The following is a 26,716-nucleotide window of genomic DNA, read 5'->3' as shown; positions in this document are numbered from 1 at the left end:
GAGCGCTGTAGGTGCGACAGAATCTCCCAACCGATACGATTCGCACCGAGAAAGGTTGCCGACCTTTCCACTAACAAACGCCATCTGTTCCCCGCATCCTTGCCAAAAGAAATGGCCAAATACAAGTTCTCATGACCGATTAGGGTTAGAAACAACAGCATGCTTCCTTGCCGGATTGCCAGAAAAAAGACTATCTTTGCGAAAAGGAAAAGCAGAGAAAATGGGATACCAACTGTTAGCCATCATCTTCACAGTTGTACAATTAAACTGTGAAAACCTGTTCGACACGCAACACGACACGGGGAAAAACGATATCGAATTTACCGAAACAGGCATCCGGCATTGGACATTCAACCGCTATTGGGCAAAGCTGAACGGCATTGCCCGCACCATCGTATCCTGTGGAAAAGGCATCGACGGCGGAGCGGCATTGCCGGATGTCGTAGCACTCTGCGAGGTAGAAAATGATACGGTGATGACCGATTTGACAAAGAAATCGCTCTTACGTGCTGCCGGCTACAACTATGTGATGACCCATTCTGCCGACCGTCGCGGCATGGATGTGGCACTGCTCTACTCGCCCGCCACCTTTGCACCCATCAGAGATTGCACCTTCCGCGTGCCACCTCCCGAAGGCATGCGTCCCACGCGCGATATTCTCTACGTGGCAGGCCGGCTTCCTGCCGGCGACACCCTTCATATCATCGTCGTACATGCTCCAAGCCGGATGGGTGGCGAACCGCAAACGCGCCCTTACAGATGCAAGGTTGCCCAATGTATCGTTGCCGTCACAGACTCGATACGTCGGCAATCGCCGGAGGCAAAGATACTGATTGCAGGCGATTTCAACGATTATTCCGACAATGAAGCAGTGCGTTCCATTGTGGCAAAAGGCATGGCTGACGTCTCGGAACACGCCACCGGAAAACAGGGTGCCGGTGGAACGTATCGCTACCAAGGTCAATGGGGCAGCCTCGACCATCTGTTTGCCTCGCCCTCTCTGCTGCCTTTCATTCAAGAATGCTATATCAATGATGCTCCGTTTCTCACGGAAGACGACCCTACCTACGGCGGACGAATGCCTCATCGTTCGTTCAGAGGCACCCGCTATGTCGGTGGCATCAGCGACCACCTTCCCTTGGTCGTACACTTGCGTTGGGAAAAAAGCGAATAAAGAATCCCCCAACACATATTGCACAGCTACACAGCGTATGCGCAGTTTTGGCAACAAGAGCTTTAAATCATGTTAAAAGGAGGAGAGCACAGACCCGTTTCCAACCTTTCATGCGTACCTTTGTATAAAGATAAAAAATAGAAGAAAAACGAGGAAAAATAAGACCTATTCATGTTTGAAAATCTAAGCGATAGACTTGAACACTCCTTTAAAATACTGAAAGGTGAGGGCAAGATTACCGAGATAAACGTAGCCGAGACGCTGAAAGACGTGAGGCGGGCGTTGCTCGATGCCGACGTAAACTACAAAGTGGCTAAGACTTTTACCGATACGGTGAAGCAGAAAGCTTTGGGCATGAACGTGCTGACAGCGGTAAAGCCCGGGCAGTTGATGGTAAAAATTGTGCACGACGAACTGGCCGAACTGATGGGCGGGCAAGCCACCGAGGTAAACTTAAAGAATCGTCCTGCCATTATCCTCATGTCGGGTCTGCAAGGTTCGGGTAAAACAACGTTCAGCGGTAAGCTGGCCAACCTGCTCAAAACCAAACAACATCGGCATCCGTTGCTGGTGGCCTGCGACGTGTATCGTCCCGCAGCCATCGAACAGTTGCGCGTCGTAGGCACACAGATAGGTGTCGAGGTATATAGCGAACCCGACAGCAAAGACGTGGTGGAGATTGCCCAACACGCTATCCAACACGCCAAGGCTAAGAGCTACGACACGGTGGTCATAGACACTGCCGGCCGCTTGGCTGTAGACGAAGAAATGATGTCGGAGATTGCCACATTGAAAAAGGCCGTCACACCCGACGAGACTCTCTTTGTGGTAGATGCCATGACAGGACAAGATGCCGTAAACACCGCCAAAGAGTTTAACGACAGGCTCAACTTCGACGGTGTGGTATTGACCAAACTCGATGGCGACACGCGAGGCGGTGCAGCCCTTTCTATCCGTACCGTCGTCACGAAACCCATCAAGTTTATCGGTACAGGCGAGAAGATGGAGGCCATCGATGTATTCCATCCCGACCGAATGGCGGATAGAATTTTAGGTATGGGTGACATCGTGTCGCTCGTGGAACGGGCACAAGAACAGTTCGATGAGGAAGAAGCCAGACGTCTGCAACGGAAGATTCAGAAAAACAAATTCGACTTCGAGGACTTCCTGAACCAGATTCAACAAATCAAGAAGATGGGCAACCTGAAAGACTTAGCCGCTATGATACCCGGTGTAGGTAAGGCCATCAAAGACATAGACATAGACGACAATGCCTTTAAAGGTATAGAGGCTATCATCAGAAGCATGACCCCTAAGGAGCGGACGCACCCCGAGATACTCAACACCAGCCGGAAGCAGCGCATTGCCAAAGGCAGCGGCACCGATATACAGGAGATAAATAAACTGCTCAAACAGTTTGAGCAGATGCGGAAGATGATGAAAATGATGTCCGGAGGTGCAGGCAGCAACATGATGCGCATGGCAGGTGCCATGAAAAATATGCGGGGCAGAATGCCCGGAATGGGATGATACAACTATAAAGATACGACACAAACTCAGAAAGATTCATACGATATGACGACACAAATCATAGACGGAAAGAGCACGGCAGCCGCTATCAAGGCAGAAATAGCCGAAGAAGTGAAAGCGATTGTCGCCGGCGGCGGCAAGCAACCTCACTTAGCAGCCATCCTCGTAGGCCACGACGGAGGGTCGGAAACCTATGTGAAGAACAAGGTGATAGCCTGTGAGCAATGCGGTTTTAAGTCATCGCTTATTCGCTTTGAGGCGGATGTCACCGAGGCCGAACTGCTGGCACAAGTGCAGAAACTCAACAACGATGCCGATGTAGACGGTTTTATCGTGCAACTGCCTCTACCTGCGCACATCGACGAACAGAAAGTTATCGAGACCATCGATTACCGCAAAGACGTGGACGGATTCCATCCCATCAACGTCGGACGCATGTCTATCGGTCTCCCTTGCTTTATTTCTGCCACACCCTTAGGTATTCTTACGCTGCTCCAACGCTACAAGATAGAGACAAGCGGTAAGAAATGCGTGATACTCGGACGCAGCAACATCGTGGGCAAACCCATGGCGCAACTCATGATGCAGAAGCAGTATGGCGACTCCACTGTGACCGTATGCCATTCTCGTTCCAAGACTTTGAAAGAAGAATGTCGTGCCGCTGACATCATCATTGCGGCTATCGGACGTCCCGAATTCGTGACAGCCGACATGGTAAAAGAGGGTGCTGTCGTCATCGATGTGGGTACCACCCGCGTGGAAGACCCCACCCACAAGAGCGGATTCCGACTCCGCGGCGACGTGAAATACGATGAGGTAGCCCCCCGATGTGCGTATATCACACCCGTCCCCGGCGGTGTAGGCCCCATGACCATCTGTTCTCTGATGAAGAACACCTTGGCCGCCGGCAAGAAAGAGTATTACCGGTAAAGCCCCCGAACAGGAACTCTCGGACAACAACTTATATAATAAGAATGAACAGCGAAGATTACTACAAGCAAGGAAACGCCTACCGGCAACAGGGAGATTGGCAGGCAGCCATGAACAGTTACATGGAGGCCATCGCACTGAACCCCGATAGTCCGGCTGTACAGGCGAAAGAAATGCTGGAACGTATCTATCGCTTTTATCATAAGGATACTTACAATCCTTGACAGAACAAGATTTTTTCCGTCGGCAAACAGACATTCCCGGAAGGCACATGGCACAGATGTCTTCGGTGTCTGCCTGTCACGGGCAGACGGAAACAGCGAACAAACAAAAGCACTATGGGTAAAATGTTGGGAGCCATCGTAGTAGACACGGACAGATGCAAGGGATGTTCCTTGTGCGTCATTGCCTGTCCGCAGTCGGTGATTACCATGGCATCAAACCGCGTAAACACACAAGGTTATATATATGCAGAGGCCGCACACCCCGACAAGTGCATCGGATGTGCCGCCTGCGGCATGGTATGCCCCGACGGGTGTATCACCGTTTACCGAAAGAAGAAGGAGGAGTAATGCCATGAATGAGCAAGAAACCGTATTGATGAAGGGAAACGAAGCCATCGCCTATGCCGCTATACGATGTGGCGTCGACGGCTATTTCGGTTATCCTATCACACCGCAGAGTGAAATCATAGAGACCCTTGCACTGCTGAAGCCATGGGAGACCACCGGAATGGTGGTGTTGCAGGCTGAAAGCGAGGTAGCCGCAATCAATATGGTCTACGGTGCGGCAGGTGCGGGTAAGCGTGCATTCACTTCATCGTCGAGCCCGGGTGTGGCACTCATGCAGGAGGGCATCTCCTATATGGCCGGAGCAGAAGTGCCCGGAGTGATAGTAAACGTGCAACGAGGCGGCCCCGGATTAGGCACAATACAGCCTTCACAGAGCGATTACTTCCAAGCAACACGGGGCGGAGGTAACGGAGATTACAACGTCATTGTATTAGCACCCTCGTCTGTACAAGAGATGGCCGACTTCGTAGACATGGCCTTTGAATTGGCTTTCAAGTATCGGAATCCCACCATGATACTGAGCGATGGTGTGATAGGTCAGATGATGGAGAAAGTGGTATTGCCGCCACTTAAACCGCGACGCACAGAAGAGGAGATTCTGAAAGAGTGTCCATGGGCTACAACGGGCAAACAGAAAGGACGTAAACCCAACATCATTACCTCGCTGGAACTGAAGCCGGAGGTCATGGAAGTGCACAACAAGCACCTGCAAGCCAAATACAAAGAGATAGAAAGGCAGGAAGTAAGATACGAAACCCAACACATGGATGATGCCGAATACATGATCGTAAGTTTCGGAAGTGCTGCCCGCATCGCAGAAAAAGCCATAGAATTGGCTTCCGAAGAGGGATTACACATAGGTTTGTTCCGCCCTATCACCCTGTGGCCATTCCCATCCCATGAAATAGAAGCGGCAGCAAAAGGAAAGAAAGGTATATTGGTTGTGGAAATCAATGCCGGACAAATGGTGCAAGATGTACGCTTGGCTACTCATGGCGAGTTACCTGTGGAATGGTTCGGACGGCTTGGCGGCATCGTGCCGGAGCCGAGCGAGATAGTAAAAGCCTTGAAAGAGAAACTGACGGGTCGGTGATACACCGCCTCACAAAGACAGACGACGTATGAATAAAGACATACTTTCACCCGAAAACATCGTGTATCAGAAGCCCTCGCTTATGAATGAGGTGCCGATGCACTACTGCCCGGGATGCTCCCACGGTGTCGTTCACAAACTCGTGGCAGAGGTAATCGAAGAGATGAACATAGAGGAGAAAGCCATAGGGGTGTGCCCTGTAGGATGTGCAGTATTCGCTTACCGCTATCTTGACATTGACTGGCAAGAAGCTCCACACGGCAGGGCACCGGCCTTAGCAACGGGTATCAAACGTCTATGGACGGAGAGGTTAGTATTCACCTATCAGGGAGACGGAGACCTCGCCTGCATAGGGACAGCAGAGACTTTGCATGCACTGAATCGGGGAGAACACATTACCATCATCTTCATCAACAATGCCATTTACGGCATGACGGGTGGACAGATGGCACCAACGACACTTTTAGGACAGAAGACTGCAACTTGTCCTGAAGGTAGGGTGGCGGAACTCCATGGCTATCCGCTCAACATTACCGATATTGCAGCCGGACTACAAGGCACATGCTACGTCACTCGGCAGAGCGTAGATACCGTAGCGGCTATCAGAAAAGCCAAATCTGCCATACGAAAAGCCTTTGAGGCATCTATGAACGGTTGGGGAGCAAGCCTTGTGGAGATTGTCTCCACATGTAACAGCGGATGGAAGATGACACCCGCCGAAGCGAATGAATGGATGAGAGAAAACATGCTTCCCCAATATCCGAAAGGGGATTTGAAAGATACCACAGGGAATCCTTAAACCAATAGAAACGGTATGAAAAAAGAAATTATCATAGCAGGATTTGGCGGGCAAGGTGTATTGTCTATGGGCAAGATACTCGCTTATTCGGGACTGATGGAGGGAAAAGAAGTGACATGGATGCCGGCCTATGGTCCTGAACAGCGGGGCGGGACGGCTAATGTGACGGTTATCGTGAGCGACGACCGCATCTCCTCACCCATTTTGAGCAGCTATGACGTGGCCATTGTGCTGAATCAACCGTCGCTCGATAAGTTTGAGTCGAAAGTAAAAACGGGCGGCATACTCATCTATGACGGCTTCGGCATGCTCCATCCTCCCACACGTACCGACATCGAAGTCTATCGGATAGACGCTATGGATAAGGTGGCAGAGATGAAAAATTCCAAAGTATTTAATATGGTAGTGCTGGGTGGTTTCCTCAGGGTCTGCCCCATCGTGACCGAGAGTGGTCTGGAAAAAGCACTGAGGAAGACACTCCCTGAACGACACCATCGGCTCATTCCGCTCAACATGACGGCAGTAGAAGCGGGTAAAACACTTATTCAACGAGAGGAAAAGACGGCTTCAACAGAAAAATAAATAAAATATTTCAACTTTTTCGTGTATTTTTTTTGTAGATAAAAGAATATTCGTATATTTGCAAAAGTAAAAGAGATTGACAACGGGAGCGCCGTTGAAGATATCTCAAATATTGAGATTCAACGATTAGATTATAACACGTACGGAAAAGACCGGTAAATAAAAGCGACATGCGATGTCGTTTCTACGTCGGCATATAGGCAAACAAGAAAAAATAAGACTCCTTACGGTAATATTACCGTCCGGTTCCGCTATCTCTTACTCTCAAGGAAGAGCGGATAGGGAGTATAAGAAGATATAGCAAATATAAATACTTGATTTTTTAATAACTCTCTAATTTTTTTAGGAGGAGGCCGTAGTGATTACGTCCTCCTCCCTTTTTTATCTCCCTGATTCTTCCCGTTGAATCGTGAGAAATGGGAGAAATGCTCTTTTTCGACCCGGAATAGACTACACACAGGTTTTACTCCATCTATACCGATGTGGGATAAAATATGTGTCACCATAAATGATTTATAGTTCTATCTATTTGCCGGTTTGAAAGAAAAAACATACCTTTGTAGAAAGTAAGTTGCATTCGGCAAATAGATAGCATGCACTTTGCAATAGAAAATAAGGTATTACACATTAATTGTATCAGGTATGGACAACAATCATCAACACAATCAAGAGCCACAACTGCAGATAGACTTATCTCAGGAAGTAGCGCAAGGCGTATATTCAAACTTCGCCATTATCTCGCACTCAAGTTCAGAGTTCGTCGTAGACTTCGCATCTTTGTTGCCCGGCGTACCCAAGGCGACAGTGAACAGTCGCGTACTGCTCGCCCCCGAACATGCCAAGCGGCTGATGCAAGCCTTGCAGGAGAACCTTGTAAGATATGAGCAGGAGTTCGGGAAAATTCGTATCCCTGAGCAACAGGAACGGACAATTGCGCCTTTCGGAATGGGTAGTAGCAACGGTGAAGCCTAAGAAATAAAGGCAGAAAAAGCAGGATGAGCCGACACACCAACGGTATGGAACAACGGCTATCCTCCTATCCGCCTCTTTCTCGCATAGCAATATGACAAGGAAAGAAGGAGGAGAAGAACCTTTCTTTTTTTACTATTATATTTGGCTTTCCTTATTCCAAATGAAGAGGGAAATAATATTATAACACATATTAACTATTAAGAAGTGAGAATCTCTATCTATTCTTTGGGAATAAAGTAGCCATCGGGCAATTGACAGATGGTGGTAAGAACGAGGTTTCCTGTCATTTTGAAACTGTTTCTCAGCCGTATTTACTTGTATTTAGATAAAATAGTTTCATAATGTAATTACACGTTTTGCTTAGTGCAGATAGCGATACGAAGTAAACAAAGGTTAATAGTGTTAATAAATACGTTTGTTTTACTCGTATAAAAAATTAAGGTTATATGTTTGCAACAGGGCAGGCGAGTCCTTGAAGAAATAAACAATCTAACCAAACTTATATAATAACTTTTGAATCAACTTATGGAACAGAAAACGGTGATAACAGGCGTCATCGGCGCAGATGCACATGCTGTCGGCAATAAGATTCTGGCTTTTGCTTTGGAACAGGCCGGCTACAATGTGGTAAACCTTGGTGTCATGGTGGCGCAGGAAGAGTATATCGCAGCAGCCATAGAGACAAATGCAGACGCTATTCTCGTATCGTCAATGTATGGACACGGAGAAATAGACTGCAACGGCTTCCGTCAGAAATGCGACGAGGCAGGCTTGAAAGATATTCCAATCCTTGCCGGCGGTAACCTTGTCGTAGGAAAACAGAACTTTGAAGACGTTGAAAAACGCTTCAAAGCCATGGGGTTCAATAAGGTCTACCCCCCGGGAACACCTGTAGAAACAACGATTGCAGACCTTGACAAGATTCTGGGTAGGGCATGAAATATCTGACTGCAGACTTCGGTAGTACCTATACGAAGCTGACTGCTATTGATACAGAACAAGGTTGCGTGGTAGGTACGGCAACAGCCTTTACGACCATTGAGACCGATGTGATGGAGGGTTTCTGTCAAGCCTTGCAGAAGTTGGAGATTGCCATCGGGTCTTTCGCATACGACAGGCTCTTGTGCTGTAGCAGTGCTGCCGGCGGTTTAAAGATGGTTGCACTCGGATTAGTGCCCGAACTCACAGCCAAGGCAGCCAAAATGGCGGCTTCAAGCGCAGGGGCAAAAGTGGTAAAGACCTACTCCTTCGAGATATCACAGGCAGAACAGCAGGAGATTTACGATATCAATCCTGACCTTGTATTGCTCTGCGGAGGTACGGATGGCGGCAACAAAGATGTGATCTTGGCCAATGCCAAACGGCTTTGCGAAATAGAAAGAAACTTCTCTATCATTGCTGCCGGTAACAAGACCGCATCGTATGAACTTGCAGAAATATTCAAAAACTCAAATAAACAATGTGCCATTACCGAGAACGTGATGCCCCAATTTAATATCATCAACATCACTCCGGCCAAACAGAAGATTAAAGACCTCTTCATTAGCAGAATTATAGAAGCCAAAGGATTGACAGCCATACAGCAGATGAGCGGGTACGACATCATACCTACGCCGCTCGCCGTACTCACAGGCTGCGAATTGCTGAGCAAGGGTGACGGTCTGGATGACGGTATCGGGGACATGATGGCTGTAGACTTAGGCGGTGCCACCACCGATGTTTATTCGATGGCTGCGGGAGAACCAACTGTGGCGGAAGTGATTACCAAAGGTTTGCCGGAGCCGTACAGCAAACGTTCTGTAGAGGGCGACCTCGGTATGCGATACAGTCTGGCAGCCATGGCAGACGAATTGAACCTTGAGATGTTTGCACACGAAATAGGAGTGGAAATAAGAAAGGTGAAAAAATGGATAGAGACCTGTGCAGCAAAGCCCGACACATTACCCTGCGACGAAGAGGAAACAAGGATAGAAGAGGGGCTGGCACGCAATGCTGTAAAAATAGCAGTGGAGCGACATTGCGGCTATTTCGAACCAGCTTACACCCCAATGGGTCAGGTGTTTACCTTGACAGGGAAAGATCTATCAGACGTACCTGTGGTTATCGGTATCGGCGGTTCTATCATCAATAATGCCCATCCTGAACGCATCCTCAGTGGTGCAGAGAAAGCCGCATCCAAGGATGTAATGTTTGCCAAGCCTAAGAGGCCCCGCTACTTGTTGGATAAGAAGTATATCTTCGCCTCTATGGGACTCCTAAGTAGCTTCGAGCCGAAACTCGCTCTAAGCATCATGAAAAAAGAAATAACTTATATCAATTAATACATTCTTCTCATCACAATGGAATTAAAGAATCAAAAACTCTCCGACGAAAAGTTCTTCGCAGAGAGAAAAGAAGTACTATCTCAATGGGAGACAGGTAAAGGCGTGGACTTTGACGAGGCTGTTGCCTATCAGAAAAGTATTGCACCTGAAAAGCGGTTTTCGGCAAAGCTAACCAAGGCTGTCGAGGATAAAACCACACTGATACAGCCACGCGCAGGTGTAGCGCTACCCGAAGAACATAAACAGTTACTGCAATTCCTTGAGGAAGAAGGAGAGGCCGACCTCCTTCCTTCTACCGTAGACAGCTATACGCGTCTGAACCGATATAAGGAAGCAGAGATAGGCATCCAGAAGAGCCGCGAGACCAACCGCTCCATGCTCAATGGTTTCCCTATCGTAAACTACGGTGTAGACATCTGTCGCAGCGTGACTTCGGCACTGAAGAATCCCGTTCAGGTACGCCATGGAACGCCCGATGCCCGTTTGCTGACCGAAATTTCTATTGCAGGCGGTTTCACCTCGTTTGAAGGCGGTGGAATATCTTACAACATACCTTATTCTAAAGCACATCCCATCGATCAGACCATTGCCCATTGGCAATATACCGACCGTCTGGTGGGAATGTATCAAGAGGCCGGTGTATCTATCAACCGAGAGCCGTTCGGCCCACTTACAGGTACACTTATCCCCCCATGTATTTCAAATGCCGTAGCCGTGATAGAAGGATTGCTCGCCGCTACACAAGGTGTAAAAGACTTGACCGTGGGCTACGGGCAGTGCGGAAACTTGATACAGGACGTTGCAGCCATCCGCGCTCTTGATATCATGACACGCCAATACTTAGACCGCTTTGGGTTTACGGATGCCCGTATCACCACCGTCTTTCACCAATGGATGGGTGGATTCCCGCAAGACGAGGCAAAATCGTTTGGCGTCATCTCATGGGGTGCTGCCGCTGCAGCATTGGCAAAGGCAACGAAAGTCATTGTGAAGACTCCGCACGAAGCCATGGGTATTCCCACAAAAGAGGCCAATGCTGCTGGTCTGCGTGCAACAAAGCAAGTTATCAACATGCTAAAAGACCAATGCTTCCGGGAAATTCCTGCTGTGGTTGCCGAGAGCGAAATCATCATGGCGGAAATGAAATGCATCCTCGACAAAGTGGAAGAGTTGGGCAAGGGCGACTATGCCGTAGGTACTGTGGCCGCTATTGAGGCCGGTGTCATTGATATACCTTTTGCACCCAGCAAATTCAACGCCGGCAAAGTGATGCCGGCACGCGATAATACGGGTGCTATCCGCCTACTGAATCTGGGCAACATGCCTCTCTCACAAGACTTGGTAGACTTCCACAAGAACAAGTTAGAAGAACGCGCCCGCTACGAGAACCGTCCCGTCAGTTTCCAGATGGTCATTGATGATGTATATGCCATTGGTAAGGGACACTTAGTAGGACGTCCGAGAAACATTAACGATTAAATATATTCTGAACATGAAGATTAAGAAAGTGGTATGCGCCCCTGGCAAGACAGGCTTCTTCTTTGATGACCAAAAAGCCATCAAAGCCGGCGCAAAGAATGACGGTGCTTTCTACGAAGGAAAGCCGATGACACAAGGTTTCACGTCCGTAAGACAGGCCGGTGAGTCTATCAGCGTGATGTTTATTTTAGAAAACGGAGTCATCGCCCACGGCGATTGTGCTGCAGTGCAATACTCCGGTGCCGGCGGTCGCGACCCTCTTTTCCTCGCCGCCGACTTCATTCCCGTGATAGAAAAAGAGATTGCTCCTCTCTATGAAGGCAAGGAAATCTCTTCATTCAGGAAGATGGCAGACATCGTGGACAAAACGGTGAGCCCCTCTACCGGCAAGATTTATCATACGGCAATCCGTTACGGTGTGACGCAGGCCTGTCTCGATGCTGTGGCCAAGAGCCAATCTAAGTTGATGGCCGAGGTGATAGCAGAGGAATATGGTACGAAACTTTCTAACAGCATCATCCCTATTTTTTCTCAGTCGGGCGATGACCGCTATCTGAATGCCGACAAGATGATTATGAAAGAAGCCGACGTTTTACCCCATGCGCTCTTCAATCACGTGGAAACAAAAGTGGGTCTGAAAGGCGAGAAAATCAAGGAGTACATTGAATGGCTGAGAAATCGAATCATCAAACTGCGCCCCTGTGAAAGCTACAATCCCACACTTCACATCGACGTATATGGCACCTTGGGCATCGTTTTCAACAACGACTTCGAAGCCATCGCCAAGTATATCGGCGAAGTGGCAGAGATAGCCAAACCATTCCACCTGCGGGTAGAAGGCCCCGTTGATATGGGTGAGAAACAGGCACAAATCAAGGCGCTCGCTGCCATTCGTGCAGCTATGGACAGAGATGGTATCGATGCTGAAATCGTAGCCGACGAATGGTGCAACACCTTAGAAGACATCAAAGACTTCACCGAGCAGAAAGCCGGACACATGGCACAAATCAAAACACCCGACCTCGGCGGTATCAACAATGCTATCGAAGCCGTTATCTATTGCAAAAAGAACCAAATGGGGGCATACCTCGGTGGAACCTGCAATGAGACCAATCGCTCAGCTGAAGTATGTGCCCACATCGCCATGGCTACATCGCCTGTACAATATCTGGCCAAACCGGGTATGGGTGTCGACGAAGGCTATATGATTGTGTTCAACGAAATGAGCCGCATCTTGGCATTAACGAAATAATACATAACCCCAAATCTCGGTCATGAGACCTAAAAAATAAGCAATTGTGAATAAACGGAAGTCAGAAATAAATTATTTATAGGTCGCCGGGACTCTATAAGCCAAAAATAAATGACTAATGACCGGTAAAAGCCGAAAATCAGCAGATGCAACCATTCTTAGGTCTCATGACCGGATTTGGATTTAACGAAACATTCATATCAGATATTCACTCCCTCGGGAAGTTCGTAGATACCGAGGTTTAAAACGTATATTATGGAAGAAATGAGAATACTTTCCCCGACAGCGATTTTGGGATACGGTTTCCCGCTCGAATCGTTTGTTGAAGGAATGAAACGCAATCCGCATGTGATTGCCGTCGATGCCGGTTCGTCAGACCCCGGCCCTTATTATTTAGGTGCCGGCAAATCGTTCACCGACCGTAACTCGGTGAAACGCGACCTCGAAATCATGATACCGGCCGGCATTGAGGCAAAGATACCTGTCATCGTGGGAACCGCGGGCGGAAGTGGTGCAAGACCGCACGTGGAGTTTGTTATCGACATCGTGAAAGAGATTGCCCACGAAAAAGGCCTCTCGTTCAAGTTGGCGGTTATCCAGTCCGAGTTCGACAAAGATTTTATAAAAGAAAACCTGCGCCAAGGCAAGGTGACACCATTAGCACCGGCCAAGCCTATTCAGGAGAAAGACGTAGACGAGGCAGTGCACATCGTGGCGCAAATCGGCGAACAGCCCTACATCAAAGCCCTCGAAGAAGGTGCCGATGTTATCATTGCCGGCCGTTCCTACGACCCCTCCGTGTTTGCTGCCCTCGCCGTCAAAGAAGGTTTCAACAAAGGCTTGGCCATCCATCTGGGTAAGATTCTGGAGTGTGCAGCCATCTGTGCATTGCCCGGAAGCGGAAGCGACTGCATGTTCGGCTATCTGCACAAAGATGACTTCGTGCTTGAGCCGCTGTCTCCCCTGCGCAAGTGCACAACGTTGTCTATTGCTGCTCACACCTTATATGAAAAGACCAATCCTTATGTTCTGCCTGGCCCCGGCGGTGCTATCGACCTGCATGAATCTAAATTCGAGCAGATAGACGACAACAAGGTGCGCGTTTCCGGTAGTAAGTTCGTACCCACCGAACAATATTTCGTGAAGCTCGAGGGTGTGCGCCGCGTAGGTTTCCGCACCATGTCACCGGCCGCCGTGAAAGACCCTGTGATGATTTCAAAGATAGACAGCATTATCAAGAGCGTCAGAGAACGCGTGGAAAACAACTTCGAAAAATACGGCATCACCGACTTCTTCCTCGATTTCAAGATATATGGGAAGAAAGGTGTCATGGCTATGTTTGAGGGGGCAGAAGAATCTCACTCCGACGAACTGCTCATCATTATCGAGGCCGTGGCCGACACACAAGAGACGGCTAACACCATCTGCAGCTTTGCCCGCAGCACAATGCTTCACTTCGGCTACGAAGGACGTATCTCCACAGCCGGCAATCTGGCATTTCCCTTCTCGCCGTCAGACTGCAAGATGGGCGAGGTCTACGAGTTCAACATCTATCACCTCTTGCAGGTAGACGACCCCGTGAGCCTGTTCCCGATAGAATACGTTACATTCAATAAAGGAGTAAGCAACCGTTAAACGAAAACGATTATGGCAAAGTATAATTTGATAGACGTAGCTTCTGTCATCCGCAGCAAGAATTCAGGACCTTACGAACTGACTTTCGACGTTATCTTCAAAGACTTCGAGACATACAACAAAGTAAAGGCCGCCAAGATTTTCAATGAGAAGATGTTTGCCGCCTTATACAAAATCAAGGAGTCCGACATCATCAATATCGTACATTTCGACCCTGCTAAGGCTATTAAGATTACCATCGTACGCCCCATCCCCTCGGGAGCGTTGGGCGAGACCGATGTGTATGGTGCACAACAGCATGTGCCTTTGATGAAAAGTTCGTTTGAAATGTAATGAGCAAGGCTCTTCCCTGTGTTGCCGGCTCATGTCTCCGGCAGCGCGGGTGGAGAGCCTTCTCTCTTAGTTTTACCGCTTCCGTATGATTAACCCCATTCAGCAATACCGCATTGCCTCGCAGTATTTTGCGCCGCGCGGCAAGGAACGTCTCATCTTTTTAGGCGACCACATCTCACAACGGCACTTAGCCTATTCCGACCGGCTCATTGGTATTGTGGGCGATGCAGGCTCCGGTAAATCGTCGCTCATTAAGGGTATGTTTCCCGGGCTGGAGTTATCCAACGACGATGACGTTATCAACCCACGTAAAATCATGTTAGCACGCGATACCATCGCCCTGCATGAGGTGAGAGAAGCCTCCTCGTTCCATCTCGACATACGTTTTCTCAACGGGTTCATGCAGATGTGGGAGATTGCCGAGTTCGTGAAAACGCTGCTCGAACACAACAAGCGTGTCATCATCGAACACTTCAACCTATTGCACGCCACCCTCGGACGTAACGCTGACCTCATCGTGGGCATCGGCGAAGAGATTATCGTCACCCGCCCTTCCATGTTCGGACCTTTACCCGAAAGCATTTACGAGATTGTGCACAAATCGCTGAAGTACCGAAAGATGGCGCACTCTGCGGAAGAAATCACCCGCTTTATCTTGGAAGAGAAATATGGACTTGACCACGACCATTACTTCTTTTCCGACATCAGAAACGGCTTCGTCATGAAATTTTACAAGCAGGAAGACATCGACATCTCCCGCCTCGAAGAAGACGTAAAGGCCGTGATTGCCGAAAAGCAGCCTATCTCCTACTACGACGAGGAACACATCAAGATAGGTGAGCGCATCGTAGATTGCGACGGCCCTCGCTTGCAGGTGAAGAACACTGCCGAGATACAAGACTTCTCACTCGTTAAAGAACTCATGTACGACGAGGAGACAAAAACCTACTGCCTCATCGGATTGGTAGACAACAATTGCGAAAACATTCGGAACCGGAACACCCAATACTTCCTCACAAGAAACAGCTAAATGAGAGAAATAGAAGCAGCCAAGATTACCGAGTTGGTAGAGCGTCTCTGCATCGAGGCGTGCTACGTGCTCTCCCGCGATATTTACACTCGTCTTGTCGAACGTTCCAACGTGGAGAAATCGCCGCTGGCACGTCAGATTATCGGCACTATCATCCAGAATGCCGACATCGCTAAAAACGAGCAATGCCCCATGTGCCAAGACACCGGCATGACCGTCGTCTTCATTGAGATGGGACAAGATGTACATATCACTGGCGGATTTATCGAAGATGCCATCAACCAAGGCGTCCGTCAGGGCTACAGCAAGGGCTATCTGCGCAAATCCGTGGTGCGCGACCCCATCGACCGCGTGAACACCACCGACAATACACCCGCCATCATCCACTACGAAATGGTGCCCGGCGACCGGTTCCACATCACCGTCTCCCCCAAAGGATTCGGCAGCGAGAACAAGAGCGGATTGCAAATGCTCACCCCCAGTGCCGGCATCGCGGGTATCAAGAAGTTTGTTATCGACACTATACGTCATGCCGGCGGCAATCCCTGCCCACCCATCATCGTGGGCATCGGCATCGGAGGCACGATGGAACGCGCCGCCTACCTCAGCAAGAAAGCCTTGCTCAGACCCGTCGGCAGCGAGAGCCACGACCCCACCATTGCTCAACTCGAAAGAGAACTTCTCAACGAAATCAACAAACTTGGCATCGGCCCCTGCGGCTTCGGAGGCTCCACCACGGCATTGGCTGTAAACATACTTACCAACGCCACCCATATTGCCGGCTTACCCATTGCTGTAAACATCGGCTGCCACGCCACGCGCCACGCCGAAGGCGATTTATAAACTCCACATACATCGGTTATGGAAACAAAGAGAATCATCGAAGCTCCATTCACGGACGAAAAAATAAAATCGCTCAAAGCCGGAGACATGCTTTATATCTCGGGCACCATCTACACAGCACGCGATGCTGCCCACAAGCGACTTTGCGAGATGCTCGATGCCGGCGAACCCATGCCTTTCGACTTCCACGGACAAGCTGTCTACTACGCCGGCCCCTGCCCCGCTAAGCCCGGACAGCCTATCGGTTCCGTAGGCCCCACTACCGGCGGACGCATGGATGCCTATTCACCCACGCTCATCCGCGAAGGATTGCGCGTCATGATAGGTAAAGGTTCCCGAAGCAAGGAAGTCATCGAGGCTCTGAAGAGATATACCGGCATCTACTTCGCCGCTATTGGCGGAGCCGCCGCACTGATGGCAAAGGCCGTGAAAGAAGCCGAGGTCATCGCTTTTGACGAACTCGGCACCGAAGCCATCCGAAAACTACGGGTAGAGGAACTGCCTGTTATTGTGGCAATAGACTCTGAAGGCAACGACATGTATGAAATCGGTGTTGCCCAATACAGAGAGTAATGCCGTTCTTTTAGTTGTGAATAGGAAATCTGCCCTTGCGTGAGTAAGGGCAGATTTTTTTGTCTGGCATTGTCAACACGAGCGATTCTCTGTTAACAAGACAATTACCGAGATAACAACGGATGAATTTCTGTTAATAAGACAGTTGTCGCATGAATAGAAACCGTCTCGTTGATAACAGAAAAGAATGGGTTAATTGATTTTATAGGAGAGTGCAGGATTGCGTTCGATAAAGCTGATGAGGTCACGTTTAATCTCGATTGATTTCGCCTTGCTGCGCAGAGAAATCACGTTGTTGCTTTCAGCATCTTTGATTTGGAAACAGAGCCGGGTCTTCCCCGGGCTGTCGTTGATAAGCGTTACAAGGTCGGAAACGAGCGGTTCGTCGAGTGCCATGCTGTTGATAGCAATGGTAAAGGTTTCTATCAATGTTTCCTTCACCGTCTGCATGTACTGTATGTCGGTCACTCGGAGGTCGTAGAGGTGGGAATCTCGGAACCGGGGCACACACTTGGCACGTATCATAACGATGGCTCCCTCGATGAGCATGCCCTGCCAGCGTCCCCATTCTTCGCCGAAGAAAGCGAGCTCACCGCTGCCTTCAAAGTCTTCGAGGGTCACGAATCCGCAGGGTTTCCCTGTCTTGGTGAACTTCGATTTATTAGAGGTGACAATGCCACCGAAAATGAGTTCATCGCGCTTGGATAGTTCTTCGCGTCGACCGTCCTGTCCCACTTCCGTGCAGGCGGTATTGCAGAGATTGTGGAATATCATGCCGAAATCATCTAAGGGATGTGCCGAGAGGTAGATGCCCACGAGGTCGCGCTCGCGATTAAGCCGTTCGGGAGGGCTCCATGGCTCAGCAGAAGGTACAGAGGGTGTAGCGATTTCCACGGCTTCAGTTCCGCCAAAGAGGGAGTTCTGGGCTTCGTTTTGCTCCATCTGATAAAGCTGTCCGTATCTGATAAGCGTGTCGAGAAATTGATTACCGCGATTGTCCGGGGCGAAGAAGCTCTCGCGGGCGATACGGAAACTATCGAGCCCGCCGCTCAAGACAAGGCTTTCGAGTGCTTTACGATTCACGGCATTGAGATTGATGCGCTGCACCACGTCAAAGACATCTTTGAAAGGGCCATTCTTGTCACGCTCAGCAATGATAGCATCTGCCGCAGCATCGCCCATTCCCTTAATGGCTGCGAGCCCGAAACGAATCTCCCCTTTCTTATTCACGCTGAACTTCTGCCGGCTTTCATTCACATCGGGGCCGAGGGTAGAAATACCCATGGCCTTGCATTCATCCATGAATTTGGTGATTTCGGCAATGTTGTTGAGGTTGCGGCTCATCACGGCAGCCATGTATTCGGCGGGGTAATGCGCTTTGAGATAAGCCGTCTGGAAAGCCACCCACGAGTAACATGTGGCGTGACTCTTGTTGAACGCATAGCTGGCAAACTTCTTCCAATCCTCCCAAATCTTACTGAGCACCTCTTTGGGGTAGCCGTTTTTCGCCCCTCCTTCATAAAAGAGTCCCTCAAGATGGTTCATCTTGTCAATTTGTTTCTTTCCCATCGCTTTGCGCAAAGTGTCGCTCTGGCCGCGGGTGAAGTTGGCCAGCTGCCGGCTGAGAAGCATGACCTGTTCCTGATAGACGGTGATTCCGTAGGTATCTTTCAGGTATTTTTCCATGCAAGGGAGGTCATATTTTATTTTCGAGTTGTCGCGCTTTCGGGCGATGAAGTCGGGAATATAATCCATCGGGCCGGGACGATAAAGGGCATTCATGGCTATCAAATCTTCGAAGACCGACGGCTGTAGTTCGCGCAGATACTTCTGCATGCCGGCCGATTCAAATTGAAACGTACCGATGGTTCGCCCCTCGCAGTAGAGTTGATAGGTGAGTTTGTCGTCAATGGGAATATGGTCTAAATCGATAACATCACCCGTAGAGATGCGTATGTTTTCGACGGCCTCTTTAAGAATGGAGAGTGTTTTCAGGCCAAGGAAGTCCATTTTGATAAGTCCGGTCTCTTCTATCACGTGACCGTCATATTGCGTACAAAGCAACTTATGCCCCGGGTCGGCTTTGTCTTCGGCAACGGAGACGGGCACCCAGTCGCTGATGGCATCGCGGCAGATGATGGTTCCGCAGGCATGGATACCTGTTCCGCGCACCGTACCCTCAAGCATTTTTGCATACTTCATCGTGTTGCTGAGTCGCTCATCGGGAGAGGCTTCGGCCTCGCGCAGCTCGGGCACCGCCTTGATGGCATTGGTCAGATTCATTTTCATGCCGTCGGGCAACCGGTCGGGGATGACCTTACATAGGTAATTGGCCTGTTCGAGGGGCAACCGTTCCACACGTGCCACGTCTTTGATAGAGTTTTTCGTAGCCATCGTGCCGTAGGTAATGATATGCGCCACCTTGTCATGGCCGTATTTGTCTTCCACCCACTCGAGCACTTTCCCTCGTCCGTCGTCGTCGAAATCAGTATCGATATCGGGCAGGGAGATACGGTCGGGATTCAGGAAACGCTCAAACAGAAGGTCGTATTTGATAGGGTCTATCTTCGTAATGCCTAAACAATAGGCCACCACAGAGCCTGCCGCAGAGCCGCGCCCTGGTCCGACAAGTACTCCAAGGTTGTTTCGGGCGGAATTGATGAAGTCTTGCACGATGAGGAAATAACCCGGAAAACCCATTGTTTTCATGATGTGAAGCTCGAACTTGATGCGCTCGGCCACCTCCTCGGGCAAGGGGTCACCATAGAGAGGCTTGGCACCGTCGTAGGCCAATTTGGCCAAGTAGTCGGCCTCAAACTTGATTCGATAGAGTTTATCGTAGCCTCCGAGCTTCTCAATCTTTTGCTCGGCCTCTTCGCGAGAGAGGATTTCGTTGCCGTTCTCGTCGCGGGTAAATTCCTCGAAGAGTTGTTCTTTCGTATAGCGGCGGCGTATATCTTCTTCCGTTCCGAAACTTTCGGGAATGGGAAAGAACGGCATGATGGGCAGACTGTCAATGCTATAGACCTCCACCTTGTCGAGTATCTCGAGCGTATTGGTCAGTGCCTCGGGCTGGTCGGCAAACACCTCGTTCATTTCCTCTCGCGTTTTAAACCATTCCTGCTTGGTATAGATCAGCCGGTTCGGGTCATCCAAATCCTTCCCCGTCGAGAGGCAAAGCAGATGGTCGTGAGCTTCTGCGTTCTCTTGGTCTACGAAATGCGCGTCGTTCGTGCAGATAACCTTGATTCCATACTCCTTTCCTAACGTGAGCAACACCTTGTTGGCGCGTTGCTGTTGTGGAAATGTCTCCCTATTGGCTTTCACATGGGGGTCTTTCACCTCATGTCGCTGCATCTCCAAATAGTAGTCTTCACCGAAAACCCGATGATACCATTCCACTGCTTCGCGAGCACCCTCCATATCGCCGCTGAGGATTTTCCGCGGCACCTCTCCCGCAATACAGGCTGAACACACAATAAGTCCCTCATGGAAGCGTTCCAAATCCTCACGGTCGGTGCGCGGCCGCATGTAGAAACCGTCTACCCACGACCGACTTACGAGCTTTATCAGATTCTTATAACCCGTGTAATTCTTGGCCAACACGATGAGATGGTAACCGCTGCGGTCGCCTTTTTCAAACACCTTGTCGGTCTTTTTACGATGTGCCACATACATTTCGCAACCGATAATCGGTTTGAAAGCTGGTTTACCCTCTGCCTTCAACCGCGCATTCACCCCCTTGCAATAGTTGTAAAACTCTTTTGTGCCGAACATGTTGCCATGGTCGGTAATAGCCATCCCTTTCATACCGTTGGCCACGGCCTTTTCTACAAGGTTTTCGATGCTTGACTGTCCGTCGAGAATCGAATAGTAAGTGTGAACGTGCAGGTGTACGAAATCTTGCATAACGATGGTTTTGCTCTGGTTGAAACGAGGCGTAAAGGTACTCCGAAAACCCGATATAACCAAAATATAAAGGTTAAATGTTTGGGTGATTGACAAAAAAGAAGTACCTTTGCTGCCGGTTATTATGACCAAGACTGCTATGACCGAAAATATAAAGAAACTCAAAAAGATACGCATCCACAGAGAGGGTACGGACACATTGCTCTACGGACTCTTTCTGTTTGTTGCCATCGCAGTGATTTTATGGAGGTCGTTTGATTGCAAAATTCCCTTTTGGGGCTTTTCCATCACTGCCGGAATCGTCTACGGCATAGTTGTAAACTTCTTTCGATGCCCCATCAGATACTTCAGCGAAGATGAGGACGACCGCATTGTTGTGGCACCTGCCGACGGTAAAGTGGTCGTGATTGAAGAGGTGGAAGAAACCGAATATTTTCACGAAAAGAGACTGATGATTTCTATTTTCATGAGCTTGTTCAACGTCCATGCCAACTGGTTTCCCGTCAATGGGAAAGTGAAAAAGGTGAAACATGTAGACGGCAATTTCTACAAAGCATGGCTTCCAAAAGCCAGCGAAGAAAATGAACATGCCGACATCATCATCACCACGCCCGACGGAACCGACATCCTTTGCCGACAGATTGCAGGAGCCGTGGCACGACGCATCGTCACTTATGCCAAGGAAGGCGAAGACTGCTATATTGACGAGCATCTCGGCTTTATCAAATTCGGCTCTCGTGTAGACGTATTCCTGCCCCTCGGAACCGAAGTTTGCGTACAGATGGGGCAAAGCACGACAGGCGATCAAACGGTCATCGCCAAAATGAAATAACAAAGATGGCAAACTTCATAACCCGCCACATTCCCAATTCCATCACTTGCTGCAACCTCTTCTCCGGTTGTATTGCCACATCTTTTGCCTTTACGGGCGACATGGAACGGGCGTTGCTCTTCATTATCATCGGAGCGATATTCGACTTTTTCGACGGCATGAGTGCGCGGTTGCTGCACGTCTCTTCGCCGATGGGCAAAGAATTAGATTCCCTTGCCGATGTCTTCACATTCGGTTTTGCGCCTGCAATGATGGTGGCATTCTCTCTCTCAACAGCCAACTATCCCGCGGCCTTATTGCCCGCACAGAATTATATACCCTATCTCGCCTTTTTCTTAGTGGTCTTTTCCGCGTTGCGATTGGCCAAGTTCAATATCGACAAACGGCAAACCTCGTCGTTCATCGGCCTCCCCACGCCGGCCAACGCTCTCTTCTGGGCTGCTCTCATTGTAGATTTCCCCCCGTCGTGGGAGAACTCCAAGGCCGTCGTACCTGCATTCCTGCTCCTCATTTGCCTGAGTTGTTGGCTCATGATAGCAGAGATTCCCATGTTTGCACTTAAATTCAAGCAATGGAGTTGGAAAGGCAATGAGGTGAAATACGGATTCTTGCTTTTCTGCATTCCTGTGCTGCTGTTGTTCCGGATAAGCGGCATTGCGCTCATCATTGCTTGCTACGTATTTCTTTCCATCGCCGTTGACTTTTACCAACGGCGCTCCGCCCCCACAAAAGATTAATTTCCCCTGTCCTATGGCATTCCTGTTGTTGCTTGTTCTCTTGGGTGTCCTCTTCGCTCTTATCGTCGGTGGAGTCACCGTTTTTCGACTTTTCCATCAAATGCGCCAAGCTGCCGACCGGTTCAAGCAACAGATGAACGAGGCTTTCAATGACCCCCAACACCGTTACAACTCATCTACCTCCGATACCGAAGAACGTATCATTGACACACGCGACCCTTCGCAAGCCAACAAAAAGATATTTAAGAAAAACGAAGGGGAATACGTGGACTTCAAGGAAGAATAATATTCCTACTTTCCTCCGCCCGTTTTCAAGCAAGAAAAGGAGCACTATATCACAAAAAAGATGAACGTATCATGATGATTTGAGACATACAATAAGTGCTGGCAAAGTTGCTTTATAGGACATATTGATACCATATTATACGCGAGTTTGGGATAAGAAAATCTTATCCAATAGCCCCGAGGGGGCATAAGACCTTAGACAGGGGTAAGCAATAGCGCAGCCCCTGTGTTGTGGATTCCCGCAGTCTAAGCCCTGAAGGGGCGACAGAACACTAACCCTCCATCCTCCATCACCCACGGGGTTCATCTTTCTGCACATGCTTATCAGGGGTTGCCTTTCCGCTTCACGTTCCGTTTTGCGCCGGCGATTTTCAATTACGCTCTTACGAGCTTCACACCCTGCCTAAGGTCTTACGCCCCCTCGGGGCTTACAGTCCGATAGCCTTATCCCGAACTCGCGTATATTATAATGCGGTTAGGTGCAGAGTAAGCGCTGAAACGAACGTTCGCTGTGCGGAGCGGAGCGGAAACGAAGTTCGCTGACACGAAGAGGAAGCAAAGCAAAGAGCGTAACATGTTAGCCCAGCGCATAGCGCTGGGTATATAGCATTTCCCCAAGTGGAGCGCTGTAAGTGCGACACATCCTTATCAAACATCTATTTGAAAATGAAAGAAAAAGGTCTATCGCACTTACAGCGCTCACCTTTTTTACCCCCGTTTACCCAAGGCGATGCCTTGGGCTGACAGCTTACGCGCTTACAGCGCTCCATTTTATAACATTGCTTTACCAAAAGCATTATCCTCGGCTATTCTCTTTCGCGCTTACAGCGCTTACCTTCTAATCATTAATGGCATGTAGTTGCGATTTCCACCAATGTACATTCTCCTCACTCATACAGCAGAAATAAGCGCTGCAAGAGGCACATTGTAAGGCATATAGATGTCATAAAATGATTGTGTGAGGTACGGAATAAGTTCCGACAAGGCATTTTTGTGGGGTGTATCAACACCATATTAGAATAGTGTGAGGTGTAATGTAAGCGCTGCAAGCGCGTAACATGTTAGCCCAGCGCATAGCGCTGGGTATATAGCATTTCCCCAAGTGGAGCGCTGTAGGTGCGACACATCCCGTTCATCCATATATATGAAAATGAAATAAAAAGGTCTGTCGCACTTTGCCTTTGCTTCGCACGGCGAACTTCGTTTCAGCGCTTGGCATTCTCTCTACCCAAGGCGATGCCTTGGGCTATTATCTGTCGCACTTACAGCACTCCATTTTCAATCATTAATGGCATGTAGTTGTGATCTTCACCAATGTACATTTTACTCGTTCATATAACGGGGATAAGCTCTGAAGGAGCGCAACATATCAGCCCAGCGCATAGCGCTGGGTATATAGCATTTCCCCAAGTGGAGCGCTGTAGGTGCGACACATCTTTATCAAACATCTATTTGAAAATGAAAGAAAAAGGTCTATCGCACTTACAGCGCTCATCTTTTTTATCCCCGTTTACCTAAGGCGTTGCCTTGGGCTATTATCTATGGAAATGAAGAAGCATAGCTTTCACAATGTAAAAGCTATGCTTTGAGGGGATGAAAGCTAAGCGATGACCATGCAAAAGCTATGCTTTCAGAATATCAGAGCTTATTCACTGACTTTCAACAGTTTATAAGCCTTGGGTGCAGAGATGGTTTTCAACAGTTTCACCTTTGCCGGCGGAGCTTGCGAACCCGTAAGGTCACTGATGGGAGAAGCCTTTATGGGATTGAAGCGAGCTTTCTTACGGAACACTTTCGAGTAGTTTCCATCAGAGTCCATGGCCACGGCCATAAATGTCACATCTTCGTCGTAAGGCACAGAGATACCCATGGTTCCCTCCCAATTATAGCCCTCGGTTTGCAGCACCTTAATGATTTGTTCATCGGTGATGTCGTTTTCATCGGTGAAATCGCCCGTTGCCGCGATGGCTCTCGTTCGCATAGGTTTAGGCGATTGGCTCTTAACCATGGTCACGGGGACGTATGCCCGTCCTTTCAAATCTTCGGTATACTTCCATGGTGCCGAATCGTGAAGGGCATCGTAGACAGCCGTTCCATCGTAAAACTTATCAAAATGCAGCGACGCACTTGTCTTGCTCACTTTTCCCTGTGCAGTGGTCAGCGTGCCGGCACTCTTCACCGTGCCTACAATCGTGCCATTTTCAGAGATGGCAGCTACCCAGATATGGTAAGTCGTAGCAGGGTCGAGCACGTAGTTGTAATCGAATTCGCTTTCGCCACGATAGAGAGCTTGGTCTGCGAGCTTGGCACGGCCTATATGGTCGAGCACCTGATTGGCATAGGAAGTCATGTCGCCGTGGAGTTTCTGATAATCGGTATCGGGAATCAAATCCCAGTAATACATCACTTTCTCATTGCTGGGCGTAACAGAAACGGATGCACTTCGGGGACCAATCTTATCGACCTTGCTCGTATAAGTAACCGTGGCAGGGTCTATTCCGGCAGCAGCCGTGCGGAAAGCGAAGCGATAGATACGGGTGGAAGGCACGTAATGAGTCATATCATAACCGAATATCAACAGCTCATAGTCGCGGTCGGTATAGAGCGTTTCATCGTTGGGAACATCGATATTACCACTTTTCACGTAGGCAGGAATCACCATGGCATCTTCCGTTGCTACGGCATCGAGCAAATCCTTGTCGCTAGCATACTGTGATGTCCATGCCTTGGAGCGGAACGTATAGTAGTAAGTATCGTTGTTGGTGGCAGTAATCTTCACGTCAGCACCATTGTACGAAATGTTAGAGAACTGCGCGCTGAAGGTGTTCTCAGAGACAGCGGTGCGCATGCGGAAAGGTACGACGAGCGTATCGGTGGTGAATTGCCCTTGCGTATTGATTCCCATAGCGAAAGCCACATACTCTTCTCCCGGCAGCAACTCTTCTACCGTGTTGGAATAGTCGCCCTTATCGGCAATATTCCCTATGATTTGAGCCATTGTTTTGCCTTTCCACATGTCGTCGGCCAGCAGGTTTTCCATATATTTCTTTACCGAATTGCTGTGATACCGGCGCAGGAGACGGCGTGAAATAGTAGCAATGAAATACAAGTCGTTCGCATTCTGAGGTTTCAGGTCTACGTCTACAGAGGTAAACGTTACGTTACTAAGGCCAAGAATGAAAGGTGCGTTGCTTTCGCGCACAACCACGCTGTCGATAAGAGACGTGTCGTAGTCGGTACCGACCAGTGACATCTTGCCGGCAGAAAAACCGATTGTACCGGCCATGGTTGCCGGAACGGATTTGATACTCAAATCTTTATACACCAAGATATTCTGCGCTTGTACGGAAAAAGCCATGGCACAGATAGTCAGAAGGAGGAATATCTTTTTCATTTCACTACGATTTTAAAGGTTTTACCATTGATGCTGACGAGATAGACACCGCTTTGCAGGGACATTTCTTCGGGATTCCCGTTGGCTGTAAAGCCGGTTATCAAGCGGCCATCGGCTGTGTAGATATGCACCGCCGTTCCTTTACGTGCCGTCACACACAGGCTGTTGCCATTGACCTTTACAAGGTCGGTAGCGGCACCCACAGCCTCAATTGCAGTAGGTACGGCAGTGAATGTCATGTCACTCATGTCGGTTAAGGGTAAGGTTAACGAGGTCTCTTTGTTCGTAGCCAGAAGGTTTCCACCCGTGAAGACCATCTTCAGTCCTTTCACAGACATGGATTTCTCTGTGCCGGAACGGGTTTTGAACGTGAGATACTTCAAACTCTGCGCCTGCATCGCTAAGGTTGCAGTCGCCACGAAACAGGTAAGTAACTAT

The 26,716-nt window shown here is 49.2% G+C and carries 24 protein-coding genes; 21 read left to right on the top strand and 3 right to left on the bottom strand.

All coding sequences use genetic code 11. The features are described 5' to 3' along the window. Positions 1–220: 220 nt before the first annotated feature. The 18 genes from HMPREF0658_RS07820 to HMPREF0658_RS07735 all read left to right on the top strand — a co-directional run bounded on the left by HMPREF0658_RS07820 (position 221) and on the right by HMPREF0658_RS07735 (position 17,121). A complete protein-coding gene (locus HMPREF0658_RS07820; protein ID WP_040557720.1) occupies positions 221–1,174 on the top strand; it encodes an endonuclease/exonuclease/phosphatase family protein in 954 nt (317 codons plus the stop codon). Positions 1,175–1,345: 171 nt separating this feature from the next. Continuing rightward, positions 1,346–2,704: a signal recognition particle protein gene (gene ffh, locus HMPREF0658_RS07815; protein ID WP_006949940.1), complete on the top strand. Its 1,359-nt coding sequence runs from the start codon at positions 1,346–1,348 to the stop codon at positions 2,702–2,704. A 45-nt stretch (positions 2,705–2,749) separates the two neighbouring features. Beyond that, entirely contained in the window at positions 2,750–3,634 is an 885-nt protein-coding gene (gene folD / locus HMPREF0658_RS07810) for a bifunctional methylenetetrahydrofolate dehydrogenase/methenyltetrahydrofolate cyclohydrolase FolD (protein WP_006949938.1), read from the top strand. A gap of 44 nt (positions 3,635–3,678) precedes the next feature. After that, positions 3,679–3,858 (top strand): tetratricopeptide repeat protein, encoded by a 180-nt coding sequence (locus tag HMPREF0658_RS07805; RefSeq protein ID WP_006949936.1) that lies wholly within the window; start codon positions 3,679–3,681, stop codon positions 3,856–3,858. 114 nt (positions 3,859–3,972) lie between these two features. Continuing rightward, positions 3,973–4,206 carry a 4Fe-4S dicluster domain-containing protein gene (locus tag HMPREF0658_RS07800; RefSeq protein ID WP_006949933.1) on the top strand — a complete coding sequence of 78 codons (234 nt, stop codon included), beginning with the start codon at positions 3,973–3,975 and terminating at the stop codon, positions 4,204–4,206. Positions 4,207–4,210: 4 nt separating this feature from the next. Beyond that, the gene (locus HMPREF0658_RS07795) at positions 4,211–5,299 is read left to right on the top strand and encodes a 3-methyl-2-oxobutanoate dehydrogenase subunit VorB (protein ID WP_006949931.1); all 1,089 of its coding nucleotides are present in this window, start codon (positions 4,211–4,213) and stop codon (positions 5,297–5,299) included. Between the two features lie 28 nt (positions 5,300–5,327). Beyond that, positions 5,328–6,098 carry a thiamine pyrophosphate-dependent enzyme gene (locus HMPREF0658_RS07790; RefSeq protein ID WP_006949930.1) on the top strand — a complete coding sequence of 257 codons (771 nt, stop codon included), beginning with the start codon at positions 5,328–5,330 and terminating at the stop codon, positions 6,096–6,098. Positions 6,099–6,113: 15 nt separating this feature from the next. Continuing rightward, positions 6,114–6,680: a 2-oxoacid:acceptor oxidoreductase family protein gene (locus HMPREF0658_RS07785; RefSeq protein ID WP_006949929.1), complete on the top strand. Its 567-nt coding sequence runs from the start codon at positions 6,114–6,116 to the stop codon at positions 6,678–6,680. Between the two features lie 642 nt (positions 6,681–7,322). Next, positions 7,323–7,652 carry a DUF3467 domain-containing protein gene (locus tag HMPREF0658_RS07780; RefSeq protein ID WP_006949928.1) on the top strand — a complete coding sequence of 110 codons (330 nt, stop codon included), beginning with the start codon at positions 7,323–7,325 and terminating at the stop codon, positions 7,650–7,652. Between the two features lie 525 nt (positions 7,653–8,177). Beyond that, positions 8,178–8,591 carry a methylaspartate mutase subunit S gene (gene glmS, locus HMPREF0658_RS07775; protein ID WP_006949927.1) on the top strand — a complete coding sequence of 138 codons (414 nt, stop codon included), beginning with the start codon at positions 8,178–8,180 and terminating at the stop codon, positions 8,589–8,591. Beyond that, positions 8,588–9,973 (top strand): methylaspartate mutase accessory protein GlmL, encoded by a 1,386-nt coding sequence (gene glmL / locus HMPREF0658_RS07770; RefSeq protein WP_006949926.1) that lies wholly within the window; start codon positions 8,588–8,590, stop codon positions 9,971–9,973. The genes glmS and glmL overlap by 4 nt, the downstream gene beginning before the upstream one ends. Before the next feature lie 18 nt (positions 9,974–9,991). Further along, complete coding sequence (locus tag HMPREF0658_RS07765; RefSeq protein WP_006949925.1) at positions 9,992–11,455, top strand: methylaspartate mutase subunit E; 1,464 nt, start codon at positions 9,992–9,994, stop codon at positions 11,453–11,455. A 13-nt stretch (positions 11,456–11,468) separates the two neighbouring features. Beyond that, positions 11,469–12,707, top strand: a complete 1,239-nt coding sequence (locus HMPREF0658_RS07760) for a methylaspartate ammonia-lyase (RefSeq protein WP_006949924.1) — start codon at positions 11,469–11,471, stop codon at positions 12,705–12,707. 255 nt (positions 12,708–12,962) lie between these two features. Beyond that, positions 12,963–14,342 carry an acyclic terpene utilization AtuA family protein gene (locus tag HMPREF0658_RS07755; protein ID WP_006949923.1) on the top strand — a complete coding sequence of 460 codons (1,380 nt, stop codon included), beginning with the start codon at positions 12,963–12,965 and terminating at the stop codon, positions 14,340–14,342. Between the two features lie 12 nt (positions 14,343–14,354). Beyond that, the gene (locus tag HMPREF0658_RS07750; RefSeq protein ID WP_006949922.1) at positions 14,355–14,675 is read left to right on the top strand and encodes a DUF4387 domain-containing protein; all 321 of its coding nucleotides are present in this window, start codon (positions 14,355–14,357) and stop codon (positions 14,673–14,675) included. 85 nt (positions 14,676–14,760) lie between these two features. Next, positions 14,761–15,705, top strand: a complete 945-nt coding sequence (locus HMPREF0658_RS07745; RefSeq protein WP_006949921.1) for a P-loop NTPase family protein — start codon at positions 14,761–14,763, stop codon at positions 15,703–15,705. Continuing rightward, positions 15,706–16,548: a fumarate hydratase gene (locus tag HMPREF0658_RS07740; RefSeq protein WP_006949919.1), complete on the top strand. Its 843-nt coding sequence runs from the start codon at positions 15,706–15,708 to the stop codon at positions 16,546–16,548. Positions 16,549–16,566: 18 nt separating this feature from the next. Continuing rightward, a complete protein-coding gene (locus HMPREF0658_RS07735; protein ID WP_006949918.1) occupies positions 16,567–17,121 on the top strand; it encodes a Fe-S-containing hydro-lyase in 555 nt (184 codons plus the stop codon). A gap of 192 nt (positions 17,122–17,313) precedes the next feature. Here the strand turns inward: HMPREF0658_RS07735 and dnaE are convergent, their stop codons facing one another. After that, the gene (gene dnaE, locus HMPREF0658_RS07730; RefSeq protein WP_006949917.1) at positions 17,314–21,030 is read right to left on the bottom strand and encodes a DNA polymerase III subunit alpha; all 3,717 of its coding nucleotides are present in this window, start codon (positions 21,028–21,030) and stop codon (positions 17,314–17,316) included. A gap of 139 nt (positions 21,031–21,169) precedes the next feature. Between dnaE and HMPREF0658_RS07725 the strand changes: the two genes are divergently transcribed. From HMPREF0658_RS07725 to HMPREF0658_RS07715, 3 genes are read left to right on the top strand one after another with little or no spacing between them, the layout of a single operon-like run. Further along, positions 21,170–21,862 (top strand): phosphatidylserine decarboxylase family protein, encoded by a 693-nt coding sequence (locus HMPREF0658_RS07725; RefSeq protein ID WP_024990944.1) that lies wholly within the window; start codon positions 21,170–21,172, stop codon positions 21,860–21,862. 5 nt (positions 21,863–21,867) lie between these two features. Further along, complete coding sequence (gene pssA / locus HMPREF0658_RS07720) at positions 21,868–22,599, top strand: CDP-diacylglycerol--serine O-phosphatidyltransferase (RefSeq protein WP_006949915.1); 732 nt, start codon at positions 21,868–21,870, stop codon at positions 22,597–22,599. Between the two features lie 13 nt (positions 22,600–22,612). Then, the gene (locus HMPREF0658_RS07715) at positions 22,613–22,885 is read left to right on the top strand and encodes a DUF4834 family protein (RefSeq protein ID WP_006949911.1); all 273 of its coding nucleotides are present in this window, start codon (positions 22,613–22,615) and stop codon (positions 22,883–22,885) included. 1,644 nt (positions 22,886–24,529) lie between these two features. Here HMPREF0658_RS07715 and HMPREF0658_RS07710 read toward each other — a convergent pair. Then, positions 24,530–26,278, bottom strand: coding sequence for a hypothetical protein (locus tag HMPREF0658_RS07710; RefSeq protein ID WP_006949907.1), 1,749 nt, complete (start codon positions 26,276–26,278; stop codon positions 24,530–24,532). After that, a complete protein-coding gene (locus HMPREF0658_RS11760) occupies positions 26,275–26,526 on the bottom strand; it encodes a T9SS type A sorting domain-containing protein (RefSeq protein WP_211203969.1) in 252 nt (83 codons plus the stop codon). Before HMPREF0658_RS11760 ends, HMPREF0658_RS07710 begins: the two co-directional genes overlap by 4 nt. Positions 26,527–26,716: the final 190 nt, after the last annotated feature.

Source organism: Hoylesella marshii DSM 16973 = JCM 13450 (genome assembly GCF_000146675.1).
In the GTDB taxonomy this organism is placed as follows: Bacteria; Bacteroidota; Bacteroidia; order Bacteroidales; family Bacteroidaceae; genus Prevotella; species Prevotella marshii.
This window is presented reverse-complemented; position numbering and strand designations above follow the sequence as displayed.

Coding starts and splice junctions, on each gene's coding strand:
- HMPREF0658_RS07790 (WP_006949930.1), top strand. CDS start 5,328: ATGAATAAAGACATACTTTCACCCGAAAACATCGTGTATCAGAAGCCC.
- HMPREF0658_RS07710 (WP_006949907.1), bottom strand. CDS start 26,278: ATGAAAAAGATATTCCTCCTTCTGACTATCTGTGCCATGGCTTTTTCC.
- dnaE (WP_006949917.1), bottom strand. CDS start 21,030: ATGCAAGATTTCGTACACCTGCACGTTCACACTTACTATTCGATTCTC.
- folD (WP_006949938.1), top strand. CDS start 2,750: ATGACGACACAAATCATAGACGGAAAGAGCACGGCAGCCGCTATCAAG.
- HMPREF0658_RS07740 (WP_006949919.1), top strand. CDS start 15,706: ATGAGAGAAATAGAAGCAGCCAAGATTACCGAGTTGGTAGAGCGTCTC.
- HMPREF0658_RS07795 (WP_006949931.1), top strand. CDS start 4,211: ATGAATGAGCAAGAAACCGTATTGATGAAGGGAAACGAAGCCATCGCC.
- HMPREF0658_RS07715 (WP_006949911.1), top strand. CDS start 22,613: ATGGCATTCCTGTTGTTGCTTGTTCTCTTGGGTGTCCTCTTCGCTCTT.
- pssA (WP_006949915.1), top strand. CDS start 21,868: ATGGCAAACTTCATAACCCGCCACATTCCCAATTCCATCACTTGCTGC.
- HMPREF0658_RS07745 (WP_006949921.1), top strand. CDS start 14,761: ATGATTAACCCCATTCAGCAATACCGCATTGCCTCGCAGTATTTTGCG.
- HMPREF0658_RS07765 (WP_006949925.1), top strand. CDS start 9,992: ATGGAATTAAAGAATCAAAAACTCTCCGACGAAAAGTTCTTCGCAGAG.
- ffh (WP_006949940.1), top strand. CDS start 1,346: ATGTTTGAAAATCTAAGCGATAGACTTGAACACTCCTTTAAAATACTG.
- HMPREF0658_RS07760 (WP_006949924.1), top strand. CDS start 11,469: ATGAAGATTAAGAAAGTGGTATGCGCCCCTGGCAAGACAGGCTTCTTC.
- glmS (WP_006949927.1), top strand. CDS start 8,178: ATGGAACAGAAAACGGTGATAACAGGCGTCATCGGCGCAGATGCACAT.
- HMPREF0658_RS07725 (WP_024990944.1), top strand. CDS start 21,170: ATGACCGAAAATATAAAGAAACTCAAAAAGATACGCATCCACAGAGAG.
- HMPREF0658_RS07805 (WP_006949936.1), top strand. CDS start 3,679: ATGAACAGCGAAGATTACTACAAGCAAGGAAACGCCTACCGGCAACAG.
- HMPREF0658_RS11760 (WP_211203969.1), bottom strand. CDS start 26,526: ATGAGTGACATGACATTCACTGCCGTACCTACTGCAATTGAGGCTGTG.
- HMPREF0658_RS07780 (WP_006949928.1), top strand. CDS start 7,323: ATGGACAACAATCATCAACACAATCAAGAGCCACAACTGCAGATAGAC.
- glmL (WP_006949926.1), top strand. CDS start 8,588: ATGAAATATCTGACTGCAGACTTCGGTAGTACCTATACGAAGCTGACT.
- HMPREF0658_RS07735 (WP_006949918.1), top strand. CDS start 16,567: ATGGAAACAAAGAGAATCATCGAAGCTCCATTCACGGACGAAAAAATA.
- HMPREF0658_RS07820 (WP_040557720.1), top strand. CDS start 221: ATGGGATACCAACTGTTAGCCATCATCTTCACAGTTGTACAATTAAAC.
- HMPREF0658_RS07750 (WP_006949922.1), top strand. CDS start 14,355: ATGGCAAAGTATAATTTGATAGACGTAGCTTCTGTCATCCGCAGCAAG.
- HMPREF0658_RS07800 (WP_006949933.1), top strand. CDS start 3,973: ATGGGTAAAATGTTGGGAGCCATCGTAGTAGACACGGACAGATGCAAG.
- HMPREF0658_RS07785 (WP_006949929.1), top strand. CDS start 6,114: ATGAAAAAAGAAATTATCATAGCAGGATTTGGCGGGCAAGGTGTATTG.
- HMPREF0658_RS07755 (WP_006949923.1), top strand. CDS start 12,963: ATGGAAGAAATGAGAATACTTTCCCCGACAGCGATTTTGGGATACGGT.